The following is a 13,929-nucleotide window of genomic DNA, read 5'->3' as shown; positions in this document are numbered from 1 at the left end:
CACCCTACCCCCCGACTCTTCCCCCGCCCACCGCACCACCCCCGACAGCCCGCCGCAGGCGCCCCCACCCCGCACCCGCAGCCCGCCGCAGGCGCCCCCGGAAGCCCCGACTCTTCTCCTTTGCCAAAGCTTAACCGCTCGATATTTGACACTCTGAAGTATCTCCCTGCATGGTTACTTCAGTTCATTCACTATGTACGGGAGGAAGCAACCGTGAGTGAGGCACCCCAGCCCACCACCGCGGCCGAGAAGCAGAGCAGCGCCCGGGTCCTGCCGGCCCTCATCCTGGCGATGCTGTCGTTCAGCGTGGTGCAGACCGCGGTCGTCCCGATCCTGCCCTCGCTGGCCAAGGAACTGAGCGTCTCGGCCTCCAGCGTCACCTGGCTGATGACCGCCAACCTGCTCTCCGCAGCCGTGCTGACTCCCCTCCTTGGCCGCTTCGGCGACCTCCGGGGCCGCAAGCCGATGCTGCTGATCTCGCTGGCGGGCCTGGTCGCCGGTTCGGCGCTGGCCGTCAGCACCCACTCGTTCACCTGGCTGGTCGTCGCCCGCGTCCTGCAGGGCGCCGGCGGTGGCGTCATGCCGCTGGCGATCAGCATCGTCCGCGACGAGCTGCCCAAGCAGAAGGTGACCGGCGGCGTCGCCGCCATCAGCGCCTCGATGGGTGTCGGCTCCGGCCTTGGCCTGGTGGCCACCGGTGTCCTGTTGGAGCACTGGAACTACAAGTCGATCTTCTGGATGGGCCTGGTCTTCGGCCTGATCGCGATCGCCCTGGTCGCCTTCCGCGTCCCGTCGGACCCGGTCACCGACAAGGAGGGCGGCGCCGACCCGCTCGGCGCCCTCACCCTGGCCGGCTGGCTCTCCGCACTGCTGGTCGCGGTCAGCCAGGGCAACCACTGGGGCTGGACCTCCACCAAGACCCTCGGTCTGTTCGCCGTCGCCGCCGTCGTCGCCCTGGTCTGGGGCGTCATCGAGACCAAGGTCGCGCACCCGCTGGTGGACATGAAGATGATGTCCCGCCCGGCCGTGGCCTTCACCAACCTGGCGGGCCTGCTCATCGGCTTCGGCATGTACGGCTCGTTCATGGTCATCAGCAACTTCGCCCAGACCCCGGAGAAGCTGACCCACTACGGCTTCACCGCCACGGTCCTGCACGCCGGTGTGATGCTGCTGCCGTCCGCGATCGGCTCGATGGTCGCCGCGCCGCTCGGCGCCCTGCTGATCGCCCGCCGCGGCCCGCGTCTGCCGCTGGTCCTCGGTGGTGTCCTCGGCGCCGTCGCGATGGCCTACCTGGCCCTGCGGCACAGCCGTGAGGGCGACATCTACACTGCCTCGGCGATCTTCGGCCTCGGTGTCGGCCTCGCCTTCGCCGCGATGCCGGCCTACATCAACGGCGCCGTCCCGGTCGAGCAGAGCGGTATCGCCAACGGCATGAACTCGGTGCTGCGCACCGTCGGTGGCGCGATCGGCACCGCCGTCATGGCCGCCATCCTGACCGGCGACACCATGAAGCTGCCGCCGCAGATCCCGCTGACGCTGCCCACCCTCGACGCCTACAAGCACGCGTTCTGGGTCGCGGCCGTGGTCTGCGTGGTCGCCGGTGTCGTCCCGTTCCTGATCCGCGGTGCCAAGTCGGCCGCTCCGCTGACCGTCGTCGGCGGCTCGGCCCAGCAGGACTCCAGCGACGAGCTGGTGAAGACCGACGCCTGACGAGGCGTCCGGCCCCCGCGCTCAGGGACAGGGCGCGGGGCCCCGGTCTCCGTACGTCGCGAGGGCATCACGAACGTACGGGGCCCGGCACGGTGATGCGGCCCCACCCGGTACTCCCCCACCGGGTGGGGCCGCTTTCGTGTTCCCGCCCGCGTCCGTCCCCCCGCCCCTCGGCGCCCCCCTCGCCCCCGTCGCCCCCTCAGCGCCCGTCGTCCGCCCCACCGTCCGTGTCCGGGTCCGGGTCCGCGTCCTGGCGTAGCGGCAGCGGCCGCGTCGGCTCCAGCGCCGGGTCGTCCACCGCGAAGGTCCGCACTCTCCCGGGCCCGCTCCAGGGCGTCTCGAACCGTACGGTGACCCTCCCGACGCCGCTGCCCTGCACCCAGCCCGGCCCGAACTCCGCGTGCCGGACGTCCTGTCCGGGCATCCACCGCCGCACCGTGACGGCCTCCGGCTCCTCCTCGGCGGTCTCGACCTCCTCCGCCGCCTCCGCGTGTTCCGCCGCTTCCTCCCGCAGGGCCTGCGCGAACAGGTCCTCCTGGGTGTAGTCGGCGAGTTGGGCGACACCGACGCCGAGCAGCCGGACCCCGCCGGTGATGTCCACCTGCTCGGCCAGCCGTCGTGCGGTCGCGGTGATCACGGACTCGTCGTCCGTGGGTCCGCCGAGCGTTTCCGAGCGGGTCAGCGTCGAGAAATCGAACCGCCGCACCTTGAGCACCACGGTCCGCCCCGAGCGCCCGGCCGCTCGCAGCCGCCGCACGCACCGGGCGGCCAGTGCCTCGACCTCGCGCAGCACCCGCTCCCGGTCGGCCAGGTCCACCTCGTAGGTGTCCTCCACCGAGACGGACTTGGCGTCCTGGTCGGCCACCACCGGCCGCTCGTCCAGTCCTATCGCCATCTGGTGGATCCCGGCGCCGTGCGCCCGTCCGAGCAGCTGGACCAGCTCCGTCTCGCCCGCCTCGGCGAGGTCGGCGACGGTGTTCAGCCCGGCCCTGCGCAGCACCTGTTCGGTGGCCGGCCCGATCCCGGGCAGCGCCCGCACGGGCATCGGCCCGAGCACGGCCCGTTCCTGCCCGGGCTCGATCAGCACCAGGCCGTCCGGTTTGGCCTGCTCGGAGGCGATCTTGGCCATCAGTTTGGACCCGGCGGCCCCCACCGAACCGGTCAGTCCGGTGAGCCGCTGGATGTCGGCCCGCAGGTCCTCCGCCAGCGCGAGCACCAGCCGCTCGCCGGTGTCGTGGTCCGTCTCCGCCAGCACCGGGCCGTACGGACCGGCCTCCAGGTCCACGAAGGCCTCGTCCAGGCTGAGCGGCTGCACCAGCGGCGACAGTTCCCGCAGCAGGCCCATCACGGTCTCGCTGACCTGCCGGTAGGCCTCGAAACGGCCCGACAGGAAAGCCGCGTTGGGACAGAGCCGCCGCGCCTGCGCCATCGGCATGGCCGAGTGCACCCCGAACTTCCGTGCCTCGTAGGAGGCCGTGGAGACGACCCCCCGCCCGCCGAGCCCGCCGACGATCACCGGTTTGCCGCGCAGGCTCGGCTTGGCCGCCTGCTCCACCGCCGCGAAGAAGGCGTCCATGTCGAGGTGGATGATGCTCGGCAGTGATCGCACCCGCCGATCATCGCGCACGGGTCCGACAGTGCGTACGAACCCGGCCGGACGCCCCGCCCGGCCGCCCGCCTACGGCTGCTTGGCCGCCGCGCTCGCCAGCGCCTCGCGGATGCCGTCCTCCTTGGGCCCGAGGAACACCGGGTCCGGCCGCAGCCAGGCGTTGACCGCCGCCTTGCCCGCCCCTGCCACCTCCCTCAGCCCGCCGTACAGCCAGGTCTCGTCGTGCAGTTCCGGCACCCCGACGGCGTACGACCGGATGCCCGCCGCCTCGCAGAGCGCCAGCGCCCGCCGGACGTGGAAGTCCTGGCTGACCAGCACGGCCCGGTCCACCCCGAAGATCCGGTGCGCGCGGGTGCAGGAGTCCCACGTGTCGAAGCCGGCGTAGTCCCGGACCACCCGCTCGGCGGGCACCCCGTGCCCGGTCAGGTACGTGAACATCGCGTCGGGCTCGTCGTACTCGACCCGCCCGTTGTCGCCGGTCACCAGGATCGCCCGGACCTTGCCCTCCCGGTACAGGTCGACCGCCGCGACCAGCCGGTGCTCCAGGTACGGCGAGGGCTTGCCCTGGTCCAGCCCGGCGCCGAAGACCACCGCGACGGGCGCGGACGGCGCGCTCTCCACCGTGCCGACCCGGTCGCCCGCCGAGATCCACACCCAGGCGCTCGGTGCCAGTGCGAGCGTGCAGAGCACCGTCCCGACCTGGAACACCCTGCGCTGCGTCCGCCGCTGCCGCAGCCGTGTCCCCAGCAGTCCGGCCCTGCGCCGCAGCAGCCCCGATATCCCGGTGCCGACCCCCACGTGCCCCTCCCTCGATCGTTTCCAGGCAACACGACGAGGCCGCGGGCCCGAACGGTTCCCCGTCCGGGCCCGCGGCCCCGTCGAAGTCGGTGCTCAGACCGCCCGGTTGCGCCGCTGGGCGAGTTCGTCGGCCGGGTCCTGCCCGACCAGTGTCTCGCCGGTGTCCGTGCGTTCGGCGTGCAGCCGCCCGAGGGTGAGCTCCAGCTCCCGCCAGACCGCTCCCACCGCGATGCCGAAGACCCCCTGACCGCCCTTCAGCAGATCGACCACCTGCTGCGGAGTGGCGCACTCGTACACCGTCGCGCCGTCGCACATCAGCGTCATCCCGGCCAGGTCGGCCTGGTCCGCGGCCTGCAGGTGGGCGACGGCGACCCGGATGTTCTGGAGCGAGACGCCCGCGTCGAGCAGCCGCTTCACGATCTTGAGCAGCAGGACGTCGCGGAAGCTGTAGAGCCGCTGGCTGGTCGCCGGGTACGCCGTCCGGACGCTGGGTTCCAGCAGCCCGGTGCGGGCCCAGTAGTCCAGCTGGCGGTAGGTGATGCCGGCCGCCGCGCAGGCCGTCGGGCCGCGGTAGCCGATCAGTTCGGATGTCGGGGCCAGCCGCTCGATGGCGGGCTGCCCCGGCTGCACGGCCGGGAACCTGCCCACCCGGGACAGGTCCGTGACGGTGCGAGCGGTGCGCGGCACGTGCACGGCGCACAGGCCTCCCACGGCCGCGTCATCGCCGGTGCTGCTCATGCTTGCCTCCGTCCACTTGTGCTGCGGGCAACCCGACTGCGGGCATCGGCCACCCGGACAGCCACTCCTGACGGTAGGCAGTCCCCTATGACCCGTCAACGATCGCCACGCCGGGCCAGACAAACCACGTCACTCAGGAGAGTGGTTTTTCGTGCCCCTAGTGTGGGTAGGTCGACGGTTTTTGGCAAAACGAATGAGCCGAACAGCCGTAGTCGCGGCCCCGCTACTGCGGGCCGCCGCCCCCGAAGTCCTCGGGCGAGACCTGGTCGAGGAACTCCCGGAACTTCTCGACCTCGTCCTCCTGCTCGTCCGGGATCGCGATGCCCGCCTCGGCGAGCACCTCCTCGCTCCCGTAGATCGGCGTGCCGGTCCGCAGCGCGAGCGCTATCGCGTCGGACGGCCGGGCGCTCACCTCGACGCCGCCGGCGAACACCAGCTCGGCGTAGAACACGCCCTCCCGCAGATCGGTGATCCGCACCTCGGTGAGCTGCTGGCCGAGCGCCTCCAGGACGTCCTTGAACAGGTCGTGCGTCAGCGGGCGCACCGGCGTCATGCCCTGCTGGGCGAAGGCGATCGCGGTCGCCTCGCCGGGGCCGATCCAGATCGGCAGGTAGCGATCTCCCCCGACCTCCCGCAGCAGCACGATCGGCTGGTTGGAAGGCATCTCCACTCGGACACCCACGACGTCGAGCTCATTCACACAGGCAACCCTATGGCTCCGGTCCCGGATATGAAAGCGCAGAGCAGACGCCGCTGGTCAGCGCGGTGCCCCCGGTGTCCGGAGGCCGTTCGTACGGCTACCCGCGGGTCCGCAGACCGGCCTGGACCATTGCGGCGTGCAGCCGCACCGACAGCGTCGCGAGCTCCCGCGCGGTGGCCTCCGCGTGGGCCCTGGTCTGCGGGTTCCGGTGCCGGCGCAGCGGTGCCACGACCTGCTCCACCAGCGCGACCTCGCGGTCCGCCGCCGCCTTCATGGCTCTCAGGTGTCGCGGCTCCAGGCCGTACCGGCCGAGCTCCGCGACCAGCCGTGCCACCTGCAGCGCCTCGCCGTCGTACCCGCCGTCCGGGCCCGGCGCGACCAGCCCGTAGGACTCCCACTCGACGAGTTCCCGCTCGCCGGCCTCGGCGGCGGCCAGCAGCTCGGCGCGCCCCAGCCGGACCCCGGACGGGACGTCGGCGGAGGCCACCAGTTCGCGGTCCGCCTCCTCCACCGGTCCGAGCCGGGTGTCGGCGGAGGGCAGCGCCGGCGGGCTCTCGCCGCGCTCGATGGCGTCCAGGTGCTCGCGGATCACCCGCAGCGGCAGGTAGTGGTCCCGCTGCATCCGCAGGACGTAGGCCAACCGCTCGACGTCGGCCGGGCTGAACTTGCGGTACCCGGAGGGCGTGCGCTGCGGCTCGACCAGCCCCTCCGCCTCCAGGAAGCGGATCTTGGAGATGGTGACCTCGGGAAAGTCGTCGCGCAGGAAGGCGAGCACCGCGCCGATGCTCAGCAGTTCGTCACCGCCGCGGCGCCGCCCGGCGGGCCGCTCCGCGCGGACCGGCTGCCTGGGGCCCGCGACCACCCCGCGCCCGCCGCGGTCCGCCTGCGGACCGGACGGGACTGGGGTGGCCGCCCCGAGAGAAGAGGAAGGGGTATTCGTATTCACTCGGGCTCCTGCCGACGTTGGTTTCAGTACCCCCGGTTGTGGCCGGCGAAGAACACCAGCCGGTACTTCCCGATCTGGACCTCGTCGCCGTTGTTCAGCGACACCTCGTCGATCCGCTCCCGGTTCACGTAGGTGCCGTTGAGGCTGCCCACGTCCGCGACGCTGAAGCCGGCCGGGGTGCGGCGGAACTCCACGTGGCGGCGCGAGACCGTGACGTCGTCCAGGAAGATGTCACCCTGCGGGTGGCGCCCCGCCGTGGTGACGTCGGAGTCGAGCAGGAACCGGCTGCCCGAGTTCGGGCCGCGCTGCACGATCAGCAGCGCCGAGCCCGGCGGCAGCGCGTCGATCGCCGACAGCACCTCGGCCGACAGGGCCGGCGTGGCACCGGTTCCGGTCGTGGTGTTGGGGTCGTACGACTCCAAGCCGGAGATGGAGATGGTCGACGTGGTCTCCGCCGCCCCCTCGGGCAGCAGACCGCCGCGCAGGGCGGTGCCGCAGTTGGAGCAGAACCGGGCCGAGGCCGGGTTCTGGTTGCCGCACCTGGGGCACGGAGAGGAGCCAGCCATGTTCACAGCCTCCTGGCGCGGCACACCCGACGGGTTGTGCCCGGCGTACGGGTCCGGGGCAAACCCTCCACCAGAGGTTGAGGGTCCTGACGGGAAACCTATGCGCGGGTCGCCGGAGGGGTCAACCGACGCGCCGTAGCCCGCCTGATTCCCCGCGTACTGGGCGGCGCCGCCGTCCCGGAACAACTGCTGTCCGGCGTACGGAGCGGCCTCGGGGGCGGGTCGCATGCCCGGCACCGCGGGCTCGTCCTCCGGCCGGCGGTGGCGCGCGGTGGGCGCCTCGACGGCGGCGGCGTCACGGTCCTTGTTGCGACCGAACAACTTCGAGAAGAAACTCACGGGCGAATCCCCTTGCGTGTGACAGACCCGCCCGCGGGGCAGGGTGAGAACCTCGGACGGGCTGCGAAACCGGTTGCGGCTCGGGCCCGCTGGAGTGGCACTCCGACAGTTGGTGCTGCGGTTGTTGCTCCGGAGCGTACTGGTGTGAACCAGTCTCGCCCACGTGACGGCGACGCCCCGCAGCGGGTGCCGCCGACCCCTGACGGGCCGTTCGTCGGACGCCTCGTCACTTCGATGCCGGCTTGGCGTACTGCGGCGTCTTCGGATCCACGAGGGCGTCGACGACCACCTTCTGCTGCTGGGTGATCGTCGCCCGCGCCTGGTGGCTCTCCAGCGTGCGGACGACACCTCCCGGGATGTTCAGCGCGGGTGTCAGATCCTGCGGGTTCCCCACGACGGTGAACCGATAGGGCTGCGAGGCCTTCTTCCCGTCGATCTGCACCCCACCGCCCGACAGGTCGGTGAAGTAGGTGTTGACCACCACGCGCACATCGTTGATCTGAATCGCCTCCGCCCCCGCCGCTCGAAGTTCCTGCAGGGTGTCCAGCAGCATATCTGCCTTCACCTGCCCTTGGGGATCATCGACCGTGAGTACGATGCCCGGACCAGTGGCTTTGACGGTACCGGCGAGAACACCGAGTTCCGTCACCTTCTTCCTGGTCTGTTCCTGGGCCTCCTTGGCCTGGTTGGAGCTGTTCTCCAACTTCGCCAGGGACTGCTCCAGCTCCGCCTTCTCCTGCTGGAGACGCTGCTGACGGCTGTCCAGTTCGTCGAGGATCCGCACCAGGTCCTCCTGGCGGGCCCCGCGCAGTTGGCTGTGGTGGTCGTTGGTCGACCGCACCTGGATCGCGAGCCCCAGGCCGAGCGAGAACAGCAGCAGCGCCACCACCAACTGTCCGCGCGACAACCGCGGCGGCCACAGCGCCGCCTGCAGGCGCCGCCGACCGGCGCTGCGGTCCACGGCGGCGGGCGGTTGCGCCACGGCCTCCTCCGCGACCGGCTCGGGCTCGGACTCCGGCTCGGGTTCGGACTCCGGCACGACGGCGGGCGCGGGCTCGACGGCCGCAGCGGCCCGGGCGGCCGGCCCGGGCGCGGGCACCGGCCGGGCCGGCGACTCGGGCGCGCGCTCCGGCCCGGGTGAACGCTCCGGCAGGACCGGCTTCAGCAACCTGAGCGTCGGCTCGGGCGTCGAGGCGGCCTCAAGCTCAGCCTCAGCGTCGGACTCCTCCTCCGCCGGTGCCGCCCCGGCATCCTCGGCACACCCGTCGGCGTCCGCCGGAGCAGCCGGCCGGGTGTCCGCGCCCGTCTCCGGCCCGGGCGCCTCGGTGACCTCCTCGACGGCCTTCCCGGCCGTCTCCTCGGTCCTCTCCTCAGCCGTCCTCCGGTCCGGCTGCGCAGGCGGCTTCCCGACGGTCCGCTCAGCGGTCCGCGCGGCCACCGGCGCCTCCGGCTCCCGCTCCTCCTCCGCCGCCGTGCGGCCCGACTCAGGCACGGAAGACATGGCGGCGGATCGCGGCCGCGTTGGAGAAGATGCGGATGCCGAGGACGACGACCACGCCCGTGGACAGCTGCGAGCCGACGCCCAGCTGGTCACCGAGGAAGACGATCAGTGCCGCGACCACCACGTTCGACAGGAACGAGACGATGAACACCTTGTCGTTGAAGATCCCGTCGAGCATTGCCCGGACACCGCCGAACACCGCGTCGAGCGCCGCGACCACCGCGATCGGCAGGTAGGGCACGACGGCGTCAGGCACCTCGGGTTGGACGAAGAGGCCGACGACCACCCCGATCACAAGACCCAGTACGGCAATCACGGTCTGGCTGCTCCTGTCCCTGTCGTGGTCTTGGCGGTTCCGGTCGACGGACGCCGCTTGGGGGTCGGACCACCGCTGGTCGCGGTTGGTGAAGCGGATGGTGAAGCCGGTGGGGCCGATGGTGAGACGGACGCGCCCGGGCTCTCCGGAGTTCCGGGGCCGGCTGAGGACGTTCCGCCCGCCGCAGGCGTGGCCGGGGGGCTCGCGGCCGACGAGGACTCGGGCGTGACCGGCTGCGCGGTCCGCAGCGTCACCCCCACCGCCGCCGGCAGCGTCAGGCTCTTCTGCGTGGAGAGCGTCGACTTGATGTCGTACTTCTCCTGGAGCAGCCGCAGGTACTGCCCGGCCATGTCGTTCTCGAAGGCGGTGAGGAGCTTCGGCCCGTCCCCGATCGCCTGGATGCTGTACGGCGGCACCAGCGGCCGGTTGTCCACCAGCACCGCCTCGCCCGCGGCCCGGATCGCGGAGAGCGCGGTCAGCCGCTGCCCGTTGATCGCGACGGCCTCCGCCCCCGACCCCCACAGTCCGTTCACCACCAGCTGCAGGTCGCGGTCCCGCAGCCGGCCGCTGTTGGAGAAGCCCTGCCCCGCCCGCGGGTCGACGTTGCCGCCCGCTCCCGTCCCCGCGGCGTCCTCCAGGACCAGCTTCATGCCCGGCCCGGTGACCTCGCCCAGCCCCACGGCGCCGGTCAGACCGCCCGTGTCGCCCTCCCCCGAGGCGAGCGCCTGCTGCTGCGTGCTGTCGACCTTGCGCCGCAGCTCCTGCACCTGCTTCTGCATCTGGTCGGCCGCGGTGTTGCTGTCGTTGATCCGGTGGATCAACGCGTCCCGCTCCTTGGCCAGCGACGGCTCGGCCTTGTGCGCGTTCACCGCGCCCACCGTCACCACCGCTCCGACCAGCGCCAGACCCGCGCCCAGCGTGAGCAGTCCCCGGAGCGTTCCGGGTATCCGGCTGTCGTGGGCACCGCCCCGCGCGGCGGCCGCTTCGGCGTAGCCCTCGTCCAGGCTGTGGTCCATCACGTTGGTCAGCAGGGACATCGAGGCGTCCGGGCGGTTGTACCGCCCGTTCGGGGCACTCGGCGTCGGTGTTGCTGGCATGCGGACCATCGTCCCACGACGACGAGGGGGCCCGTGCACGGCCCCTGAGCTGCACACACGGCGCACACATGACGGAAGTGGCGGATTATTCCGAATGAGGTGAAATCGGACAGCAGGGCGCACGAACGATGCCGTGCGCCCCGCCGATCGGGGCCGTACCGTCACCGGCTCCGGGTCGTCACCGCCCGGCGCCCTCGACCACCGCCGCCCATTCGTCCAGCAGCGCCTCGGTGGCCTCGTCGTCCGGGCCCTCCGCCCACAGGTGGGTGGTCGCCTCGGCCGGATCGGGCAGCACCAGCGTCCAGCGCCCGTCCGCCTCGACCACCCGGACACCGTCGGTGGTGTCCAGCCGCCGGCTGCCGGCCGCCTCCACCACCGAACGCATGACCATGCCCTTGGCCGCCCAGGGCGTCGCGATGTCCCGGCGCCGGATGTGCGCCTGCGGGATCCGCGCGTCGATCTGGCTCAGCGTGAGCTGGGTCCGCGCCACCAGGCCGACCAGCCGGACGAAGGCTGCGGCCCCGTCCAGCACCCCGCTGAACTCGGGCACCACGAAGCCGCCGCGCCCGTCCCCACCGAACACCGTGCCCTCGGCGGAGGCCGCCTTCGCGAGGTCGTCCGGGGTCGTCGTGGTCCAGATCACCTGGGTGCCGTGGTACGCCGCGACCTGCTCGGCGATCCGCGTCGTGGTCACCGGGAGCGCCACCTGACCGCTGCGTCGCTCCGCCGCCACCAGGTCCAACAGCACCAGCAGCGCCCGGTCGTCGTCGATCACCCGGCCCAGCTCGTCCACGAACGCGACGCGCTCACCGACCGGGTCGAACCGGACACCGAAGGCTGCCCGCGAGGAGGCCACCAGCTCGCCGAGCCTGGCCAGTCCGGCCCGCCGCGTCTCCGCGTCCTCGGTCGGCCGCGCCTCGTCGAGCCCGCTGGAGACGGTGAGCGCCTCCACCCCGAGCCGGCCGAGGATGCTCGGCAGGACCAGGCCCGCACTGCCGTGCGCGGTGTCCACCACCACCTTCAGCCCGGCTTCCCGGACCCCGGTGGTGTCCACCGCCCGCAGCAGGTTGCCCGCGTAGGAATCGAAGACGCTGGACGGGAAGGTCAGGTCCCCGATCTCGCCCGGGAAGGCCCTCCGGTACTCCTGGCGTGCGTAGACGCGGTCGAGCTTGCGCTGCCCGGCCTGCGAGAGATCGGCGCCGCGCTCGTCGAAGAACAGGATGTCCAGCGAATCCGGCACCCCCGGGGTGGTCCGCAGGAAGATCCCGCCCGCGCTCCCCCGGGCCGTGTGCTGCCGGGCCACCGGCATCGGCACGTTCTCCAGGTCGCGGACGTCGATCGCCGAGGTCTGCAGGGCCGAGATCATCGCCCGTTTGAGCGCACGGGCACCACGCGAGTGGTCACGCGCAATGGTGACGGTGGCACCCTTCTTCAGCGTCGTCGCGTAGGCCCCGGCCAACCGGACGGCGAGCTCCGGGGTGATCTCGACGTTCAGGATGCCCGACACGCCGCGAAGGCCGAAGAGGTGCTCCTGCCCGCGCGACTCCCAGATCACCGAGGTGTTGACGACGGCACCGGCCTCGATGGTCTTGAACGGGTAGACCCGGACGTTCGCCCCGATGATCGACTCCTCGCCGACCAGGCACTCGTCCCCGATCACCGCACCGTCCTCGATCCGCGCGGCCCGCATCACATCGGTGTTCTTGCCGACCACGCAGCCCCGCAGGTTGCTCTGCGGCCCGACGTACACGTTGTCGTGCACCACGGCCTTGTGCAGGAACGCGCCGCGCTTGACGACCACGTTGCTGCCCAGCACGGTGTGCTCGCGGATCTCGACGCCGGCCTCGACCTTGGCGTAGTCCCCGATGTACAGCGGCCCGCGGAGCACCGCCTCGGGGTCCACCTCGGCCCCCTCGGCGACCCAGACTCCGGGCGAAATCTCGAACCCGTCCAGCTCGACCTCGACCTTGCCCTCCAGGACGTCCGCCTGGGCCTTGCCGTAGCTCTCGTGGGTGCCGACGTCCTCCCAGTAGCCCTCGGCGACGTATCCGTAGACCCGCTTGCCCTCCTTCAACAGCTGGGGGAAGACGTCGCTCGACCAGTCGACGGACTCACCCGCCGCGACGTAGTCGAAGACCTCGGGTTCCATCACGTAGATACCCGTGTTCACCGTGTCGGAGAAGACCTGCCCCCAGGTCGGCTTCTCCAGGAAGCGCTCGACCCTGCCGTCGTCGTCCGTGATCGTGATACCGAACTCCAGTGGATTCGGCACCCGGGTGAGGCAGACGGTGACCAGCGCGTCCTTGCTTCGGTGAAAGTCGATCAATTCGGAGAGATTGAAGTCGGTCAGCGCGTCACCGGAGATCACCAGAAAGGAGTCGTCCTTGAGCGCGTCCTCGGCGTTCTTGACACTGCCCGCCGTGCCCAGAGGTGTCTCCTCGTGGGCGTAGGTCAGATGCATGCCCAGCTCTTCACCGTCACCGAAGTAGTTCTTGACCAGTGACGCCAGGAACTGCACGGTGACCACGGTGTCGGAGAGGCCGTGCCGCTTCAGCAGCCGAAGCACATGCTCCATGATCGGCCGATTGGCGACCGGAAGCAGTGGCTTCGGCATGCTGGAGGTCATCGGGCGGAGTCGAGTGCCCTCGCCCCCTGCCATTACAACGGCTTTCATTACGGGTGCGTCCTCCTTCGCGGTGGTGGACCAGCAGGTCCATCAAACCGTTCCAGAGGGTTCTCTACCCGGAAGGTATCGTCCGACGCACCGGTGGAGCGTGGGGCTTCTCTCAGATCACGTCTCAGACTGCGGACGCCGAGCCCGCCGGACGCCCCTTGATGATCTGCCGCACCTGAACCGCGTACAGAATGGCCGCCCACCAGTACAGCGTGGTCCCCCACCAGATGAAGGCCCAGCTCACCACCTCGGCCGGCCGCGCGATCCAACTGTCCACACTGCCGAGCAGCAGGAGCGGAAACGCGTACATCAGGTTGAAGGTGGCGGCCTTCCCCAGGAAACTCACCTGCAGCGGCCCGTAGCCGTGCTTGTTCAGAATGGGCAGCAGCGCGGCGATGAACGCCTCCCGGGCCAGCAGAATCGCCGTCAGCCACCACGGCAGAATCTCACGCCAGGTCAATCCGACCAGCGTGGACAGCACATAGAGCCGGTCGGCCAGCGGGTCCAGCAGCTGGCCCACCCGACTGATCTGCCCCCACCGCCTGGCGAGCTTTCCGTCCAGGTAGTCGCTGATTCCACTGAGCATCAGGATCAGCAACGCCCAACCGTCATTGTTGGGCCCCCCGAAGACCGGCCACAGAATGAGCCAGAGAAAGATCGGAACGCCGACCAGCCGGCCCATGCTCAGCAGGTTGGGGATGGTGAGGACGCGATCGGTCTGGACCCGCGTCTCCTGGACCTCCACCCGGGGGCCTCCTGTACCGTGTGAGGACAATGCACGTTGACCATACAACAGAGAAGCCCCCGTCCGGTTCACCCGGCGGGGGCTTCTCTCGAAGAATTGTTCGGCGGCGTCCTACTCTCCCACAGGGTCCCCCCTGCAGTACCATCGGCGCTGTGAGGCTTAGCTTCCGGGTTCGGAATGTAACCGGGCG

12 protein-coding genes and 1 rRNA gene are annotated in these 13,929 nt (G+C 71.1%); 1 reads left to right on the top strand and 12 read right to left on the bottom strand.

From position 1 onward, the window contains the following. The first annotated feature begins 213 nt into the window (after positions 1–213). Positions 214–1,710: an MFS transporter gene (locus ACFV04_RS40700; protein WP_380349780.1), complete on the top strand. Its 1,497-nt coding sequence runs from the start codon at positions 214–216 to the stop codon at positions 1,708–1,710. A gap of 199 nt (positions 1,711–1,909) precedes the next feature. Here the strand turns inward: ACFV04_RS40700 and ACFV04_RS40695 are convergent, their stop codons facing one another. The 12 genes from ACFV04_RS40695 to rrf all read right to left on the bottom strand — a co-directional run. Further along, positions 1,910–3,319, bottom strand: coding sequence for a DNA polymerase IV (locus tag ACFV04_RS40695; RefSeq protein WP_380536121.1), 1,410 nt, complete (start codon positions 3,317–3,319; stop codon positions 1,910–1,912). Positions 3,320–3,388: 69 nt separating this feature from the next. Further along, complete coding sequence (locus tag ACFV04_RS40690; protein WP_380536119.1) at positions 3,389–4,117, bottom strand: vancomycin high temperature exclusion protein; 729 nt, start codon at positions 4,115–4,117, stop codon at positions 3,389–3,391. Between the two features lie 93 nt (positions 4,118–4,210). After that, complete coding sequence (locus tag ACFV04_RS40685) at positions 4,211–4,855, bottom strand: MerR family transcriptional regulator (RefSeq protein WP_360257987.1); 645 nt, start codon at positions 4,853–4,855, stop codon at positions 4,211–4,213. 223 nt (positions 4,856–5,078) lie between these two features. Continuing rightward, positions 5,079–5,555: a bifunctional nuclease family protein gene (locus ACFV04_RS40680; protein WP_030062493.1), complete on the bottom strand. Its 477-nt coding sequence runs from the start codon at positions 5,553–5,555 to the stop codon at positions 5,079–5,081. A gap of 97 nt (positions 5,556–5,652) precedes the next feature. Beyond that, complete coding sequence (locus tag ACFV04_RS40675) at positions 5,653–6,345, bottom strand: MerR family transcriptional regulator (protein ID WP_380349803.1); 693 nt, start codon at positions 6,343–6,345, stop codon at positions 5,653–5,655. Between the two features lie 179 nt (positions 6,346–6,524). After that, positions 6,525–7,406 (bottom strand): FHA domain-containing protein, encoded by an 882-nt coding sequence (locus ACFV04_RS40670; RefSeq protein ID WP_360257985.1) that lies wholly within the window; start codon positions 7,404–7,406, stop codon positions 6,525–6,527. Positions 7,407–7,632: 226 nt separating this feature from the next. Beyond that, a complete protein-coding gene (locus tag ACFV04_RS40665) occupies positions 7,633–8,574 on the bottom strand; it encodes a DUF881 domain-containing protein (protein WP_380536116.1) in 942 nt (313 codons plus the stop codon). Between the two features lie 316 nt (positions 8,575–8,890). Then, the gene (locus ACFV04_RS40660; protein WP_030062488.1) at positions 8,891–9,223 is read right to left on the bottom strand and encodes a small basic family protein; all 333 of its coding nucleotides are present in this window, start codon (positions 9,221–9,223) and stop codon (positions 8,891–8,893) included. Next, a complete protein-coding gene (locus ACFV04_RS40655) occupies positions 9,220–10,320 on the bottom strand; it encodes a DUF881 domain-containing protein (protein WP_380349795.1) in 1,101 nt (366 codons plus the stop codon). Before ACFV04_RS40655 ends, ACFV04_RS40660 begins: the two co-directional genes overlap by 4 nt. A 178-nt stretch (positions 10,321–10,498) precedes the next feature. After that, the gene (locus ACFV04_RS40650) at positions 10,499–12,994 is read right to left on the bottom strand and encodes a sugar phosphate nucleotidyltransferase (RefSeq protein ID WP_380349797.1); all 2,496 of its coding nucleotides are present in this window, start codon (positions 12,992–12,994) and stop codon (positions 10,499–10,501) included. 124 nt (positions 12,995–13,118) lie between these two features. Then, positions 13,119–13,739, bottom strand: a complete 621-nt coding sequence (locus ACFV04_RS40645; RefSeq protein ID WP_380536114.1) for a CDP-alcohol phosphatidyltransferase family protein — start codon at positions 13,737–13,739, stop codon at positions 13,119–13,121. A gap of 98 nt (positions 13,740–13,837) precedes the next feature. After that, a 5S ribosomal RNA gene (gene rrf, locus ACFV04_RS40640) occupies positions 13,838–13,929 on the bottom strand; the annotation flags it as partial.

The organism is Kitasatospora sp. NPDC059599 (assembly GCF_042735125.1).
Classification (GTDB): Bacteria; Actinomycetota; Actinomycetes; order Streptomycetales; family Streptomycetaceae; genus Kitasatospora.
The sequence above is the reverse complement of the archived record's forward strand: the minus strand, read 5'-3'. Positions and strand labels throughout refer to the sequence as shown.